Genomic DNA, 16212 nt, shown 5'->3' on the forward strand with positions numbered 1-16212 from the left:
ATGAAAAAATTATTCATCAGTGCCCTGGCATTCCTGGCACTTCCCCTATTCGCCCAAAAAGATGCCAGCATCCGTGTATATCCCCAACAGGGTACACAACAGATCAGCAAACATATCTACGGTCAGTTCGCCGAACACCTCGGAACCTGTATCTATGGTGGCCTCTGGGTCGGACCGGAGTCGGATATACCCAACACACAAGGTTACCGCAACGACGTATTGCAGGCATTAAAAGAATTACATATTCCCAACCTGCGCTGGCCGGGTGGTTGCTTTGCCGACGAATACCACTGGATGGACGGCATCGGCCCTAAAGAAAACCGCCCAAAGATGGTAAACAACAACTGGGGAGGAACAATCGAAGACAACAGTTTCGGTACCCACGAATTCCTGAACCTCTGTGAACTACTGGGCTGCGAACCTTATGTCAGCGCCAATGTAGGAAGCGGGACTGTGGAGGAAATGGCTAAATGGGTCGAATATATGACCTCGGAAGGCGACAGCCCGATGGCACGCCTGCGTCGGCAAAATGGCCGCGATAAGGCATGGAACGTAAAGTTTATCGGTGTCGGCAACGAGAGTTGGGGTTGCGGAGGTAGTATGCGCCCGGAATATTATGCAGACCTGTATCGCCGCTACTCGACTTATTGCCGTAATTACGATGGCAACCGTCTGTTCAAGATCGCCAGCGGTGCCAGCGATTACGATTACAACTGGACGGAGACGCTGATGAAAAACGTAGGTGGTCGCATGGACGGTCTTTCCCTGCACTATTACACTGTGACCGGATGGAGCGGTAGCAAAGGATCCGCTACCGACTTCAACAAAGAGGATTATTACTGGACGATGGGCAAATGCCTCGAAATAGAAGATGTTATCAAAAAACACATCACCATCATGGACAAATACGATCCGAAAAAGAACGTAGCCCTGATGCTCGACGAATGGGGTACCTGGTGGGACGAAGAACCGGGAACTATCAATGGTCACCTTTACCAGCAAAACACAATGCGGGATGCTTTCGTAGCCGCCCTCTCCCTAAATGTATTCCATAAATACACCGACCGTCTGAAAATGACCAATATCGCCCAGATCGTAAATGTACTTCAGTCCATGATCCTGACCAACGGTCCGAAAATGATGCTGACCCCGACGTACCATGTCTTCGAAATGTATAAAGTACATCAGGATGCCACATTCCTTCCGATGGACCTGATCTGCGACAAGACCCTGGTACGTGACAACCGGGAAGTTCCGATGCTGAGTGCCTCCGCCTCTAAAGACAAAAGCGGAGTGATCCATATCACATTGGCAAACGTGGATACGGACAACGCACAAAATATCACCCTCGACCTGCAAGGACAAAAAATAACCGGTGTGAACGGCCGTATCCTCACCTCACCTTCCATCAACGACCACAACACTTTTGAAAAGCCCGATTTCGTAAAACCGGTAGCTTTCAACGGTGCAAAAGTGGAAAAAGGCCAGCTTAAAATAAATATGCCGGCTAAATCGATCGTCGTTCTGGAGGTAAAATAAGAGTCCCAACCGATATGCACGTATCGATAGCTCCGATACGTGTTTATCGATGGTGTCGATATTTACAGTGTATTTTATCAGGTTGAGCAAGTGGATAAACAGAAATTGTTTTCTACCTTTGCCTGCAGAATGAAAAATACATTATCTAAAATAAAAGAATTATGAAACCTACATTATTTGTATTAGCAGCCGGAATGGGTAGCCGCTACGGGGGCTTGAAACAGCTTGACGGTCTGGGCCCTAATGGTGAAACAATCATGGACTACTCTATTTTCGACGCTATCCGCGGTGGATTTGGAAAATTAGTTTTTGTTATCCGTGAATCATTTGAAAAAGATTTCCGCGAAAAGATCATTTCCAAATACGAAAATCATATTCCTGTTGAAGTTGTATTCCAGGACCTGAATAGCCTGCCGGAAGGCTTCACTTGCCCGGAAGGCCGCGAAAAACCCTGGGGTACCAATCATGCTGTCCTGATGGGTAAAGATGTTATCAAAGAACCGTTTGCCGTTATCAACGCCGACGATTTCTACGGACGCGACAGCTTCGCCGTATTAGGTAAAGCGCTGACAGAAATGTACGGTAAGAAAAATGACTACTGTATGGTAGGCTACCGTGTTGGTAATACATTGAGCGAAAGTGGTTCAGTAGCCCGTGGCGTTTGCGAAACAAATGCAGAAGGTTACCTGACAGGCGTTGTAGAACGTACAGCTATCGAACGTATCGACGGTGATATCCAGTTTATCGACGAAAACGGCAAGAAAGTGGTTCTGGACGAAAATACTCCGGTATCCATGAATATGTGGGGATTCACTCCCGATTACTTTGCTTATTCAGAAGAATTCTTCAAAGACTTCCTGAAAAAGAATATGGGTAACCTGAAAAGCGAATATTTCATTCCGCTAATGGTTAACGAGCTGATCACAAACGGTACAGCCCGTGTTAAAGTATGGGACACTACTTCCAAATGGTTCGGTGTAACTTATGCCGCCGACCGTCAGGGCGTAGTAGATAAGATCCAGGCATTGGTAGATGCAGGAGAATATCCGAGCAAGTTATTTTAATTGATAAAACATATATGTAAATTCCCGGAAGGAATACCGTTGTCGGTAATTCTTTTCGGGAATTTCTTTTATTCTGAAAAATGTAGTAATATTGCATACTACTTACAGAGAGGATACATGGGGATCAGAGAAAATACGGATACTGAATTAGTTAACCTTCTTATACGGGATGATGAAACTGCTTTTAGCGAATTATATATCCGCTATAAAGACAAGTTGTATTACTTCTGTCTTAATCTGCTCAAGTCAAAAGAGGAAGCGAATGATATTGTCCAGGAAATCTTTATCCGTATCTGGGAGTCCCGAAACTTTATTAACCCAGATTTGTCCTTCTCTTCCTTCCTTTACACAATGGCTCGTAACCGAATATTGAATTATTTCCGGGATATAGATATCGACGTCAAAGTAAAGTCTATACTTGCACAAAGAACCCCTGTAGAAGAAGAGATCATCGAGTCCGAGCTAATCTATACAGAATATCAGAAAATACTGAAAGAAGCAATAGAAGCATTGCCTCCTCAAAGGAAAAAGATATTTAACATGAGTCGGGAAGATAATATGACTCACAAAGAAATTGCCGCCCAATTAGGAATATCGGTTAACACCGTTCAGGAGCATATATCCGAATCTCTGCGTTTCATTAAAAATCATTTCAACAAGTATACAGATATATCTTTAAGCTTATTGCTTTATATTGTTATATAAGAAGAGGAATAAAATCTGTTTGATACCGATTATTATTCCTCCCCTTTTTATATTCGGGTTACATTTCAAAGCTTTTTACTACCGGATCTATATGAGCCTCCGACATCATTTGTTCCAATTGCTTAACAATATCGGGATGTTCAGTGGCTATATCATGTTGTTCAGTAGGGTCGTCTTTCAGGTTATACAAACTCATTTGAGTATTTCCCTTCTTTATGTCAGGAATATACCCCTTCCAGTCTCCTACTCGAATGGCTTTCGAGCCACCCCCTTCCGGATACTCCCAATATAAGTATTCATGTTCCGGCTGCATTTTCCCTTGCAACACAGGAAAAAAGCTGATCCCATCTAACTGATTAACAGTCACTCCTGCAATATCCGCCAAAGTGGGCATCACATCCCAGAATGCAGAAACATGGTTGGTTATTGTTCCAGGTTTTATCAGTCCCGGCCAAGTAGCAATCATCGGCACACGAATACCTCCTTCACGAAGAGAAGCCTTCCCCCAACCCTGATCCGAGTTAAAAGGTCTTGCACTATCAAACCAGCGGGAATCGGTACCTCCGTTAAATGTCGGCCCATTATCACTGGTAAAAATCACCAACGTATTTTCATAAATTCCCAGATCCTTCAATTGTTGTATAAGTGCTCCGATCTGCTCATCCCAGTAACTGATCATTGCAGCATAAGTTGCATGAGGATATCTGCACGGGAAATATCCTTTATTTCCCGTATAAGGAACTTCATCTCCAAATTTATCCACATAATGTTTCACCCAACGTTCAGGAGCCTGGAGCGGGACATGAGGTAGAGGAGTTGTCCACATCATAAAGAAAGGAACATCCTTATTTCCATTGATAAATGAAGTAATTTCCTTGAACATCAAATCCGGTGCATATTCTTTCTGAGTGTATTTTGCATAACTTTCTAAAGCCATTGTATCAACTCCTGCATTCAGTTTTGTTCCGGGTTCCAATAAAACATTTGATAAATACTCCCGGTTTTCATTTCTGTACAAAAACGGCGGGAAATAGGTATGTGCCTGACGCTGACAATTATATCCATAGAAAAAATCGAATCCGACTTTATTCGGAGTACTCTCAGACCCGGGATAACCCAATCCCCATTTTCCAATGCAAGCAGTGGTATATCCAGCGGATTTCATCATAGAGGCCAGTGTTTGCGTTCCTGCAAGTAGTGGGCGTTGTCCCTCTAATGTAGAGTCAGCCAACATAGCCTCATGACTCCACACATCCCCTCTTTCCGGCATCTCATCATTCCCACGGATATAAGAGTGCCCTGTATGTTTTCCGGTTAGTAATACACAACGTGAAGGAGCAGATACAGCTGTCCCAGAATAATGCTGTGTAAAACGTATCCCATTTTCGGCTAGTTTATCGATATTAGGAGTTTCAATTTGTTTCTGACCATAACATCCCAGTTCTGCATATCCCAGATCATCGGCTAAAATATATATAATATTCGGCTGTTTCTGTTTTGTTTCCAGTTTGGTCTGACAAGAGGATAAGGCCATTATACCCAAAACAGACAAACCGGTATTCTTTATTAATACAAAATCTTTCATATTTACGTCTAATTAAAGTTTATACAATCTTCCACCAGCTTATATAAGTCCGGCTTTGAAGAGACTGGAAGGGCATGCGGTTTAGTCCATGCTTCCTCCAGAGGATAATAATCCGGCTCCGGAACCTGCTCTCCATGAACAGTTTGTATCAACCAGTCGAAAAACATTTCCCAGCGGGGATAATAATATTCTTTCAGTAACCCACTCCACTCACGATGCGCATAATCGATCAACTGACTCTTCTCATCAGACCAAGTTGTAATCAATACACGCGCATTATATTCGAATAAGTCTTTATCGACTGGATCTGTCACGCAATTTCTGGCCTGAGTAATCCAGCTTGAAACCGACAGTTCAGATCGGCAAGACAGTAACTGATCTTGCAACAGAATCAGATCCAAAAACTTTTGAGAATAATAAGTCACCGAATCTACATCCTTATTTTTATAACACCGAATTATTTGATGATACAGGACACGTCCTTTATTAGCAACTAGTTGCCTGGTAAAATCTACCAGATCGTATTCATAAGCATCATGTCCTTTATATTTGTCCTTCACACTAGCAAATAATTTCACACCTTCTTCGAACTCACTTTCCTCGTAATAGATTCGTGCACTTCCCCAAGCCGATACTGTACGGACTTTTAAAGAAGGACGAGCACAAAAATAACTTTCTGAAGGACGACGATGTCCTTTATATGTACCGTAAGCTGTTTTATAGAGTATATCCCAAGCTTTATTCAACACTTCATCAGGATACCCATATCTGTAAGTAGCATAATCATGTAGCCAGTTTGTTAGCTCCGGAACTGAATCTCTCCAACGCATTTCACAAGCCAGATCGAAAACTACCGGGTTTGTACCGATACCTTCAGGAACATTTCCGATACCTTTGAGCCAAGGAAATGTCATGGTATTAGTACGAGCTCGCACTGGTTCCGAAGCAATCGCATCCAAACGTCCATGTAATCCGATATTACCACCCCAGTTAGTGATATTTGCCCACACCCATGGAAATCCGCCAAAAGCATTCCGTTCGCTCCAACGATCCCAATATTCAGCACACAAATCTATTATAATCGTATTCTTTTTCGATAAACCTGCCAATAACTCTTCTGTCGGATTTCCACCCCATGACTGAATAACCCAGACACTACCGGGAACAGCATTTTGCATAGCCTCCTGAACACATTCAGCAGCTTCCGTCACGTTTATATTCTCTGTTTTTCCCCCTTCGTGAAACAAATCACCTGCATAATAATGGACTGTTCCATATAGTTTCTCATACTCTTCATACCACACAGATGCCATTTCTTCAAATAAAGGATCAATTGGATTTAGTACCGGAGGACGATCAAAATTAATCCATTTCCCTTGTCCGATAATATCTGCTTCCGGATATTTAGTAGAAAGATTTCCCGGAACCATACCAAAAAATGCCTGAAAAACAGGTTCCATCCCGTATGCTTTCATCCGTGCCAAAATCTTTTTCTGCAACTCTTCCTGCCTGTTGAACCAGCTATCAGGTAATGGGCCTCCCATTCCTTCCAAATTCCCCATCAAGAACCAGCCCAGATAAGCTGGCCCCGGAATAAACTCTTTTATCTCTTTCTCCGAATAATTGAACCTTTTCAGCATATTACGCCACACACATTCAACTCCCACCATCGCCATTGGAGTAGTAATACCGTTCATTGCCATCCGGTCTATTTCGCGTTCCCATTCTTCCCACCCCCAGAAAGCCATAGAGTAGCTGAAAGTGCAATAATTCAGATAAAATCCTGTACGAAGGGGAGTTTGCATTCTGACCTTCTCCTCTAATATTGGTAGTTTTTCCGGTATTTGAGTTTGATTACCACACCAGGAAAAAGAACTGTTACAGTAATATTTTAGATACCAATTCAAACCGGATGCCAAACTAACAGGGGAATTCCCTCGTATCTGTATTTGCTGTCCGACAGAACTTAATTCAAAATAATCTTCCTCTGTCGGTAATATTTCCGTTTTAAATATAAACTGTTTTTCATATCCGGGAAGAACCCTTTTTACCAGATCCTCCAAAACATCAGTTGCTTTTACATTGCATACTGTTGCTACACAAAAAAGACCGATAAATAAAACTCTTATTTTCAAATTCTTCATATCAATCAAATATCATATCTAATGAAAACAACTCCCCGTCCGGGTATAGTTATTTCTATCTCTTTATTTTCTATCACAACTTGTTTATTATTCCATATATCATACAACCGAGAATTTTCTGTAAGAGTCAATACACTAATATCAAATTTCATATACTCTTTTCCAAAATCGGTTCTATTAAATATTCCTATCCACCCTTTATTCGATTCAATATCCTTTACCTTCCATATTTCCACTCCATCTTTTTCAAAAATGAGTTTTCCCATTTTTCCATTTTGATTACATGCCAGAATTTCCGGATTTATCAACAAACTGTAAGAATACTCATCCATTGTCAACAAATCACCTCCTATCATCAAAGGAGAAGCAGACAAAGCACGCATCGTGATAAATGTTTTCATTTGATCCTTACTTAACTCACTTTCCCTGGTATATCCTTTTCCCGCATATAAAGCACTTTTACTTATGTCTTCTTTGTTTAATGTAGCCGGAGACATTAATTGAAGTTTACCAAACGGTATCATATCCATATCCAGCCAAAATCCGGGAGTTTCATAACCACTCCATTTTTTCCATGCGGTGAAACATTTATCGATATCAGATTGTGTATCCCATACATCACCGGTCACACGCAACATATTGGCTTGTTTATAAACATCAATATATTCTACCGGAGCACGATCACCTGGAGATAAACTGATTACCATATCCCTGCCACACTGCTTAACAGCATGAACCAATGCCTCTATCTCTTTCGGATAAGGAACAATATCGTCTACCTTTATGAAATCGACACCCCATGCAGCCAATTGGTCAATTAAGCTGTTATAAAAAGTCTGTGCACCGGGTTTAGACATATCCACTCCATAATTATAATGACACCAGTTACAGATATTTACTGTATCTGCAATATCTCGTGCATGATAATCCGTTCCTTTAATAGGTAAATTCAACTCTACTGCCTTCCGAGGTATACCTCGCATCAGATGAAGGCCAAACTTCAACCCTTTTGCATGACATTTATTTATCAATTCAAGAAAGCCATTCGGAAAATAACAGATAGAAGGTTGTAACAATCCAAATTCATTAATATTTACATCTGAAGCATGTCGTTCTATAGAATAAATTGTTCCCGGCCGCAGTTTATATTCCCCAAACCAACCGTTATCTATCACAAAATATTCATAGCCGAAAGGCAGATATTTATCAGCCAATACTTCCAGATTATCAAATGCAGCCTTTTCGTGGAGATAGACTCCATAGCTATCAAAACTATTCCATCCCAAAGGAGGTTTTACAGCTAACGGACTTCCTTGAGCAAAACCACCACATACGTATAAAGGAAGTAAGGCTACTATAATCAATTGTTTAAATCTATTTTTCACAATTTTATATATTAGATCGGAGACAAATAATATGGCACACAGATAGAAGTCATTATAAAACAAATCTGTGTGCCATATCTATCCGAAGATATTTAATAACCCGGATTATTAACTCCTAAATTAGGATTCTTTATAAACTCTTCATCAGGAACTTTAAATAAGACATGATGCGGTTTTATGTTTGTTGCAGCTCTGGGATTTTCATCTTTCAAAGCCTGAACTGCATTATAAAGATAATCATACCCCCAATGGATCAGATACCAGCGACGGACACCTTCACCACATAATTCCCATCTGTTCTCGTTGACAATCGCCTTCTTTATCTCTTCTTTGGATAAAGAAGAGGCATAATTATGACTACTATCTCCAAATGCCCGTTCACGTAAAACATTTAATAATGCAATAGCTTCCGCCGGTTTGTTCAGCTCATTTGCAGCCTCAGCCTGAATAAGATAAAGCTCAGCTAAACGAATATGATGAATATCACGACTTCCATTATTAGCTTTTTCATCAAAAGCAATCCACTTCAACATATAATGCCCGGATCCACCGCCATCACCACCATCAAAAGTTATTTTTGTTCCGTCTGTCATCGTCAGTCCATTCCAATCCATTATATCCTTACGGGTATCGCCTGCTTCAAAGCTTGCCAAAAGATTTTTTGTCGTATTAAACATCCCCCATCCCTGAAACAACTCCCCTGAAGAAGAGACAATTGTTCCGTCTGGACGAATAGCCTTTTTTCCTTCTTTGAACAAAGCATCTACTTTTCCACTTTCATCACGTCCACGAGGGTTTGTAAAAGAATGGATCTGACTACCTTTAACATCTGTCAAACCGGGGATAACAAATATCAATTCATCATTAAACTTATTCTTGAAGTCAAATATCTGATTAAAATCATTCAATAATTTATGAGGAGACGATTGGATAACTTCTTTCGATAAATCATAAGCCTTCTGCCACTGGTTATCCAATAAACAAACTCGTGCCATTATAGATTTTGCACTCCAGGATGTTACACGACCTTGATCTTTCACCTCTCTTTTTCCAGGTAACGTACTAGCTGCATACTCCAGATCTGCAATAATTTGTTCCAATACTTCTGATTTCGGAGTACGTGCAACGGTAGAGACTTCTTCTACATTCAACTCATCCAGCCACATTGGAACATCTCCCCACATCAACACCAGGTTGTTATAGAAAAATGCTCTCAGGAAACGAGCTTCTGCTATAATACTATTTTTAAACTCTTCTTTCAATGCAGACTTTTCTGTACGAGCAATCACCATATTGGCCGAACCGATTGCCGCATAATGATTTTTCCAAAAAGTAGAATATTCAACTGTCGGAGCATCCATTTGGTAGTATTGATAAACATCTACACGCGGACTTTGTCTCGTAACCATATTATCTACACCAATATCTGCAATGAAAATTTTTTCATAATCACCTATATATATATCATGTAAATAACCATATACGCCATATAACGCAGATGTTACCTCATCTTCCGTATTAAAGAAACCTTGTGGTGAAACAAAATCTTTCGGATCCTCATTCAACAGATTACTGCATGAGTTGAATGATAAAACCATCAGTACCAGTAAATTTATTATTATTCGTTTCATTTCAAATACGTATTAAATTATTAAAACTGTGCTTTTAAACCAATCAGGAATGTTCTACTCTGAGGATAAGCATTTTGATCAAATCCCCGGCGTGTAGCTTCCGTTTCCAAATCTCCCACATTCACATCCGGTGAGTAACCGAAATATTTAGTCAGTGTAAACACATTGGAAACCGTTCCATAGACCTGTAATGACTTTAACACATTTTGCTTTGGCAATGGGATATCATATTGCACATTTATATTCTTCAAACGCAGATAAGAACCATCGTGTAAATATAAACTACATCCGCCGTTAAATTCTCCACCGGCATACGTATCAAAGATATTGGTAAAAGCGCTACCTGCTTTAGGATAATATCCATTAGGGTTACTTTCGCTCCAACGATCCCGGTTTCTGCCATAAACATTCCCATTAAATCCTGTATCCATACCTCTTCCCGATAAGTCGTACACATCATTGCCATAACTGAAGTCAAAGAACAAACCGAATGTAAAACGTCTGAAAGTAAAATCATTGCCAAAACCTCCATAGAATTTAGGTTCAGCATTTCCTATGATCTGTCCATCATGTATATTAATAATATCATCATCATTCAGGTCCTCCAGTTTAGGATCACCAGGTTTATGTTTGGAACCTTCGGTAATCTCATTTTCTTTCCATGTTCCCAAATACTTTACACCAAAGAAAGTTCCCATCGGTTCACCAACGATCAATCGAGATCCCCTTCCATTTTCAAGGAAGTCCTTTCCACCAAGATCCAGTATCTTATTCCTGTTTGCTGAAATTGAGAGATTTGTTGACCATTTAAAGTCCTTCTTATCGATATTAACAGAATTCACTGAAATCTCAAATCCCTGATTTCTTACAGCACCGACATTTTCGAGTATAGATTCAAAACCTGTTTGGTATGGCAACTCTCTCTTAAGAAGCAAGTCGGTTGTCTTTTTATAATAATAATCGATCTCCAAGCCTAAACGCCCTTCCAAAAAACCGGCATCTAAACCGACATCTACCTGTTTTGTTTTCTCCCAACCCAGATTCTTATTTGCAGAACTTTCTGGGGCAAACGAAATAACTTCTTGTCCACCTATCACAGTAGAACCACTCTTCAATTTATCAATCACTGAATAGGGATCAATAGCCTGGCTACCGGAAGTTCCGTAAGAAGCTCTTAATTTCAGATTTGAAAACAAATTAAGAGATTTGATGAACTCTTCTTCCGATGCTCTCCATGCCAATGCTACTGAAGGGAAAAAGGCCCATTTATTACCTTCCGAAAGCCGAGAAGAACCATCCTGACGGCCGGACACTGTCAACATATATCTACTCTTATACGTGTAATTTGCTCTAAACAGATAAGAGACCAATCCCCATTCCTTTTCGCCAGTCTGAATATCACGTGTTACAGGATCACCGGTTTCCATTGCATGATATAAACTTACATCATTTTTAAAACCACTTGCTGAACCTTCCAAAAATTCGTATTGATACTTCTGCCAGGTGAAACCGCCTAATGCAGAAATAAAATGATCTCCTAATGTAATATTGTAACTGATTGTATTTTCATTCTGATAAGTAATAGGAAACTCAGTACGAACCTTTGCGTAACCACCTGTTTTATTAAAAACACGAGTTGGCAGATTTACCGATTCATATCGATTCTGTTTGCTATTACTGATATCAAAACCGAAAGAAGACTTTAATACCAGATTTTTAAAGAGTGTCAATTGCGCATATACATTCCCCAGCCCTCTAAATTTTCTTGTCTTATCCTGAATGTATTCACGCTGGGCAACCGGACTATTATAAACATTACCACTGATTTGATTGACATCGAAATAAGATCCATCTTCATTGTATATCGGTGCAGTAGGTAGCAAATCATGTCCACCGACAAACGGATTATCCCGATTCGTCATAGAAGCGGTTAGTGTGGCTCCCAACTGGAATGCTTTTCCTATTTTCTGATCGACATTGAAACGTATTTGGTAACGCTCAAAACCAGACTCATACATAATACCTTCCTGGTTGAAGTAGTTCATTGACAAATAATAATTACCGTCCTTCATTGACTTGGATAAACTCAAATTATGGTCGGTGATAGGAGCTGACGAACGAAACATCTGATCCTGCCAATTAGTATTATTCACTTGAGAAGGATCTTTAAACGGATGTGGACGACCATAATATTCAGCATATTCATTCTGAAAAACAGCAGCTTCCGACCCATTCAGAAGATCCAGCTTTTTAACCGGTGTCTGTAATCCATAATATCCACTATAAGTCAACTTCAGCCCTTCTGCTCCATCTCCTCTCTTAGTAGTAATTAAAATTACACCGTTTGCACCACGAGATCCATATATAGCTGTAGATGATGCATCTTTCAGTACTTCAATAGAAGCAATATCCGCCGGATTTATCGTGCTTAAATCACCTCCTCCAATAATGCCATCGATAACATATAAAGGCTCATTACCTGCATTAATAGAATTACCACCACGAATACGAATTGTTGTACTAGCACCAGGAGAACCGTTTGCTGATGTTATTTGCATACCACTGACACGTCCCTGCAAAGCTTGGTCAATACGAGATACCGGCATACTCTCAATTGCTGCAGCTTTCACTGTGCCGACCGATCCGGTCAAATCACTTTTACGAACTACACCGTAACCCACTACTACAATTTCGTCCAGCTTTTGTGTATCCTCAGATAAAGTGATATCAATCCTACTTTCTGCTCCAATCGCTATCTCTTTACTTAAATAACCGATATAGGATATAAGTAATATTCCAGTATCCGGCACATCCAGAGAAAAATCTCCGTCCACTCCCGTTATAGTACCATTAGTTGTTCCCTTCACAACTACATTTGCCCCGATAATTGGTTCTCCGTTATTATCACGGATAATACCTGTCAATTTCTTATTTTGCTGAATTGCCTGTGGTTCGAAAGAAACGATACGGCTCCGACTCACTGAAATCGTATTATTTATCTTCTTAAAATACAATCCGGTTTGTTGTGATAATTCATCTAAAATAGCATCTATAGAACCATTCTTAATCTGTACATTGACATTTTTCAAGTCTTTCAGTACTGATTCGTCATAAAAGAAATTAAAACCAGTGATTTTACTCAGTTGTTCAAAAGCATCGCTCACTGAAGTTTGCTTCACGACATAAGTGATATTGTTTTCTTTAAGACTCTGCCCCCAAACTCCCTCCGCACAAAGTAACTGGGAAGATAAAGCAATAGCGCATACGGTTAACGAAGTTCGCATAACAGTCTTGTTTAATATTAGATTATAATTCATACATTTGTAATGTTTTAATGAATGATGTTTGTTAAGACAGGCAGAAAATCCTTACAACCCAGTGGCTCAATACTGTTTTAAAGGTTTCTGCTGAAAATTAATGAAAGCAGCGGTGTGACAGCACTGCTGCTTTTTTAATACGTTGTTTCCTGGTATTCTACATAGGCATTCTCATTAATAGGTTCGACTTAAAGTTTATCATATATAATTATATTATCCCCTTCCTGACGGCTATGGAGGCCGGTAGTAAAGCAAATGGCCTCGATAACCGCTTCTATATTTTTATTATCGTGTGTCCCGGTAATTTTATAATCGCGATTCTTACATTGCAGAATCACCTTGCAGTTGTATGTGCGGTTGATAGTTTTTATTACCTCCCGGATCGGTTCTTTGTTGAAGTATAAAGAACCCTGTATCCATTTAATATAGTTGTTTTCCTGAATGGTTTCCTTGCTGACATTACCGTCTACCTTATTGACAGAAAGATGTTCGTTGGGAGACACGGACAACTGAAGATCCTGATCGTCTACATTAACACGAACCTTACCGGTCGATACGGTCAGTTTTATAAAATCGTCTTCTTTGTATGATTTAAAATCGAAGGAAGTACCCAACACCCTGACCCGGGCTTCTCCACTCTTTATGATGAAGGGTTTATTCGGATCAGGAGCCACATCAAAAAAGCCTTCTCCTTCCATTTCCAGGACACGTTCTTCCTTATTGAAGTCGGCAGGAATGCGTAACTTGGTATCGGAGTTAAGGATAATTTTTGTGCCATCAGACAACACTATATTTTTCTTTTCTCCTTTATTGGAAACCTTTTCCGTGTAAGTAAGCTGCGGAGACGGACGGTCGAGTACTTTCAATAATCCGAATGTTACACTGAATGCCAGGATCAATATAGCAGCAATACGATAAAAACCGTTTAAACGGTTTTTATCTCTAACCTCAGGGTTAGAGATTTTCCTATCCTTTCTTTTTACTCCAGATAAAAGTAAAGAAACCTCTTCATGCAATTCTTTTTCCCTTTCACCTTCCGGTCGGGACATATTTTTATCGATGGTCTCCCACAAAGGCTTAACCACCAGATCAAGTTCTGCATGATTATCCGGCGACTTCAACCAGTGAAGCAATGCGTGCAATTCCTGCTCCGAACATTGGTTCTTTATGTATTTCTGCAGGAGTAATATGATGATTGTATCTTGCATATATATCTTTATTAGACGACCGTTTTCCAGTCCGTTTATAAAGGATACACACAATACTTTCTTATCTAGGGGTAAGCATTACACATTTAACACATATTAATGTTTTAAAAGTTATATCTCTTATCCCACCATAACCTTGTTCCGGCATTATCCGGTCCATCCAAAGCCGTTACCAATGAATTATACGTTACCTTCTTCCACAACGTTCGTACCCGGTAATGGTTTACCTTCGGCATCTACAACCCTCCCTGTGATCTTTCTTTCCAAAGGAAATACTCCGACATTACCGATAATCGGTACGGTCGGAGTATTCTCTCCTTTTGCATATACTGATAATAACAATAGTAAGAACGTTACTATCCGTTTCCATTGAAAATACATATTGCTTATTTAATTATCCCTCAATAACGACAAAGGTATACAAAAAAGCAATACAACAAAGCAATACAACAAAGCAATACAACAAAGCAATACAACAAAGTAAAGCTTTGATTTTTAAACATTCTGGTTTAATTAATCAGCAAAGAAATCCAAACTCCACTTATCTATCCACTTCAATACCGGCAATCCGTTCTCAAATTGGATCGGAAGCCAGATATAACGGGCATCGGAAGGATGCTTCGGCATCCACCGGTCAGCCATAAAGACAAATGCATCTTTTTTCCCGGCCACAGGAAAAATAAACGTGCTTTGCGAATGAAAAGTCAGTTCGGCATCAGCTCCCCGGCAAGGGTTAGGGTGTTGCGTCCAAGGCCCCCAGATAGAGGATGCTGTAAACATACGCGCTTCATTCGGATCCCACCCTGTGCAGCCGGAAGTTATCAAATAATAGGTACCATTTTTCTTAAAGATAGCCGGAGCTTCATTATGTCCTCCGGGGAAAATACGGATATATCTTCCTGTATGTCCCTGATAATCGTCTGTCAACTCGGCAATATTCAAAGTCAGGTTTTCTTCCGAAGAATAGATGTGATATGCCTTTTGGTCGTCATCCACATAGATCGTCATATCACGCGACATCTGGCCACCTTCCATATCCCGGCGAACAAACAAGCCTTCTTCCACGGCTTTACGCCACTCGGGTGTCCACCATTCAGCAAAATCGTCCGCTGTTACTTTTAAATAACGGTATTCTTCCGGTATATTCTCCGGCCAAAAACCGGCACAAGGACGGTAGGAACGGATAAAACGATAAGGACCTGTAATCTTGTCGCTTACTGCTATCCCTACACGGGCCGCCGCATATCCTTTACCTTTCAGTTCCAGATGAAACCACATCACATATTTGTTTGTCTTTTCATTATATACCACCTTGGGACGTTCCAGTATGCAACCGCTTTCAATATCACTGTAGGAACCTTCCGGCATGACAGGCAGCGCGATCCCTTCGTTCTTCCAGTGAACAAGATCCCGTGAAGAATAACAAGTCACACCATTCAGCGCGACACTGGTCGTATCACTCTTATATTCTCCAAACCAATAATAAGTATTATCGGCATAAAGCATACCGCCTCCATGGGCATTCACATGGACACCTTTATCATCGGGCCAGATAGTGCCGGGTACTATATCCTGTGCCTGACTTGACAGGCACAGGATAACAAAAATCATCAGACTGACTATTCTTTTCATAC

11 protein-coding genes are annotated in these 16212 nt (G+C 40.4%); 4 read left to right on the top strand and 7 right to left on the bottom strand.

The window, feature by feature from the left end:
- From BQ7394_RS07470 to BQ7394_RS07480, 3 genes are all read left to right on the top strand, one after another.
- Window positions 1-1539 (top strand): alpha-N-arabinofuranosidase, encoded by a 1539-nt coding sequence (locus BQ7394_RS07470; protein WP_075556781.1) that lies wholly within the window; start codon window positions 1-3, stop codon window positions 1537-1539.
- Window positions 1540-1700: 161 nt separating this feature from the next.
- Window positions 1701-2603 carry a glycosyltransferase family protein gene (locus tag BQ7394_RS07475; RefSeq protein ID WP_075556782.1) on the top strand — a complete coding sequence of 301 codons (903 nt, stop codon included), beginning with the start codon at window positions 1701-1703 and terminating at the stop codon, window positions 2601-2603.
- A gap of 117 nt (window positions 2604-2720) precedes the next feature.
- Complete coding sequence (locus BQ7394_RS07480) at window positions 2721-3308, top strand: RNA polymerase sigma-70 factor (protein ID WP_075556911.1); 588 nt, start codon at window positions 2721-2723, stop codon at window positions 3306-3308.
- 58 nt (window positions 3309-3366) lie between these two features.
- Here BQ7394_RS07480 and BQ7394_RS07485 read toward each other — a convergent pair whose 3' ends face one another.
- The 6 genes from BQ7394_RS07485 to BQ7394_RS07510 form a co-directional block, all read right to left on the bottom strand.
- Window positions 3367-4893 (bottom strand): arylsulfatase, encoded by a 1527-nt coding sequence (locus tag BQ7394_RS07485; protein ID WP_087880582.1) that lies wholly within the window; start codon window positions 4891-4893, stop codon window positions 3367-3369.
- A gap of 8 nt (window positions 4894-4901) precedes the next feature.
- Window positions 4902-7037: an alpha-N-acetylglucosaminidase gene (locus tag BQ7394_RS07490; protein WP_075556913.1), complete on the bottom strand. Its 2136-nt coding sequence runs from the start codon at window positions 7035-7037 to the stop codon at window positions 4902-4904.
- Window positions 7038-7042: 5 nt separating this feature from the next.
- Complete coding sequence (locus tag BQ7394_RS07495; RefSeq protein WP_139317685.1) at window positions 7043-8422, bottom strand: glycoside hydrolase family 27 protein; 1380 nt, start codon at window positions 8420-8422, stop codon at window positions 7043-7045.
- 92 nt (window positions 8423-8514) lie between these two features.
- On the bottom strand, window positions 8515-10053 hold the full coding sequence (locus BQ7394_RS07500) for a RagB/SusD family nutrient uptake outer membrane protein (protein ID WP_082211710.1): 1539 nt from the start codon (window positions 10051-10053) through the stop codon (window positions 8515-8517).
- Window positions 10054-10073: 20 nt separating this feature from the next.
- A complete protein-coding gene (locus BQ7394_RS07505) occupies window positions 10074-13337 on the bottom strand; it encodes a TonB-dependent receptor (RefSeq protein ID WP_075556785.1) in 3264 nt (1087 codons plus the stop codon).
- Window positions 13338-13558: 221 nt separating this feature from the next.
- Window positions 13559-14578, bottom strand: a complete 1020-nt coding sequence (locus tag BQ7394_RS07510) for a FecR family protein (protein WP_075556786.1) — start codon at window positions 14576-14578, stop codon at window positions 13559-13561.
- A gap of 175 nt (window positions 14579-14753) precedes the next feature.
- Here BQ7394_RS07510 and BQ7394_RS26075 point away from each other — a divergent pair, with 175 nt between their 5' ends.
- Window positions 14754-14951 carry a hypothetical protein gene (locus BQ7394_RS26075; protein WP_210436523.1) on the top strand — a complete coding sequence of 66 codons (198 nt, stop codon included), beginning with the start codon at window positions 14754-14756 and terminating at the stop codon, window positions 14949-14951.
- Window positions 14952-15091: 140 nt separating this feature from the next.
- Here the strand turns inward: BQ7394_RS26075 and BQ7394_RS07520 are convergent, their stop codons facing one another.
- Complete coding sequence (locus BQ7394_RS07520) at window positions 15092-16210, bottom strand: glycoside hydrolase family 43 protein (protein ID WP_082211716.1); 1119 nt, start codon at window positions 16208-16210, stop codon at window positions 15092-15094.
- Between the last annotated feature and the right edge of the window lie 2 nt (window positions 16211-16212).

It is taken from the genome of Parabacteroides timonensis, from assembly GCF_900128505.1.
GTDB classification, from domain to species: Bacteria; Bacteroidota; Bacteroidia; order Bacteroidales; family Tannerellaceae; genus Parabacteroides; species Parabacteroides timonensis.

Excerpts from the sequence above, each read along its gene's own strand:
- BQ7394_RS07470 (WP_075556781.1), top strand. The coding sequence starts at position 1 with ATGAAAAAATTATTCATCAGTGCCCTGGCATTCCTGGCACTTCCCCTA.
- BQ7394_RS07475 (WP_075556782.1), top strand. The coding sequence starts at position 1,701 with ATGAAACCTACATTATTTGTATTAGCAGCCGGAATGGGTAGCCGCTAC.
- BQ7394_RS07480 (WP_075556911.1), top strand. The coding sequence starts at position 2,721 with ATGGGGATCAGAGAAAATACGGATACTGAATTAGTTAACCTTCTTATA.
- BQ7394_RS07485 (WP_087880582.1), bottom strand. The coding sequence starts at position 4,893 with ATGAAAGATTTTGTATTAATAAAGAATACCGGTTTGTCTGTTTTGGGT.
- BQ7394_RS07490 (WP_075556913.1), bottom strand. The coding sequence starts at position 7,037 with ATGAAGAATTTGAAAATAAGAGTTTTATTTATCGGTCTTTTTTGTGTA.
- BQ7394_RS07500 (WP_082211710.1), bottom strand. The coding sequence starts at position 10,053 with ATGAAACGAATAATAATAAATTTACTGGTACTGATGGTTTTATCATTC.
- BQ7394_RS07505 (WP_075556785.1), bottom strand. The coding sequence starts at position 13,337 with ATGCGAACTTCGTTAACCGTATGCGCTATTGCTTTATCTTCCCAGTTA.
- BQ7394_RS07510 (WP_075556786.1), bottom strand. The coding sequence starts at position 14,578 with ATGCAAGATACAATCATCATATTACTCCTGCAGAAATACATAAAGAAC.
- BQ7394_RS26075 (WP_210436523.1), top strand. The coding sequence starts at position 14,754 with ATGAATTATACGTTACCTTCTTCCACAACGTTCGTACCCGGTAATGGT.
- BQ7394_RS07520 (WP_082211716.1), bottom strand. The coding sequence starts at position 16,210 with ATGAAAAGAATAGTCAGTCTGATGATTTTTGTTATCCTGTGCCTGTCA.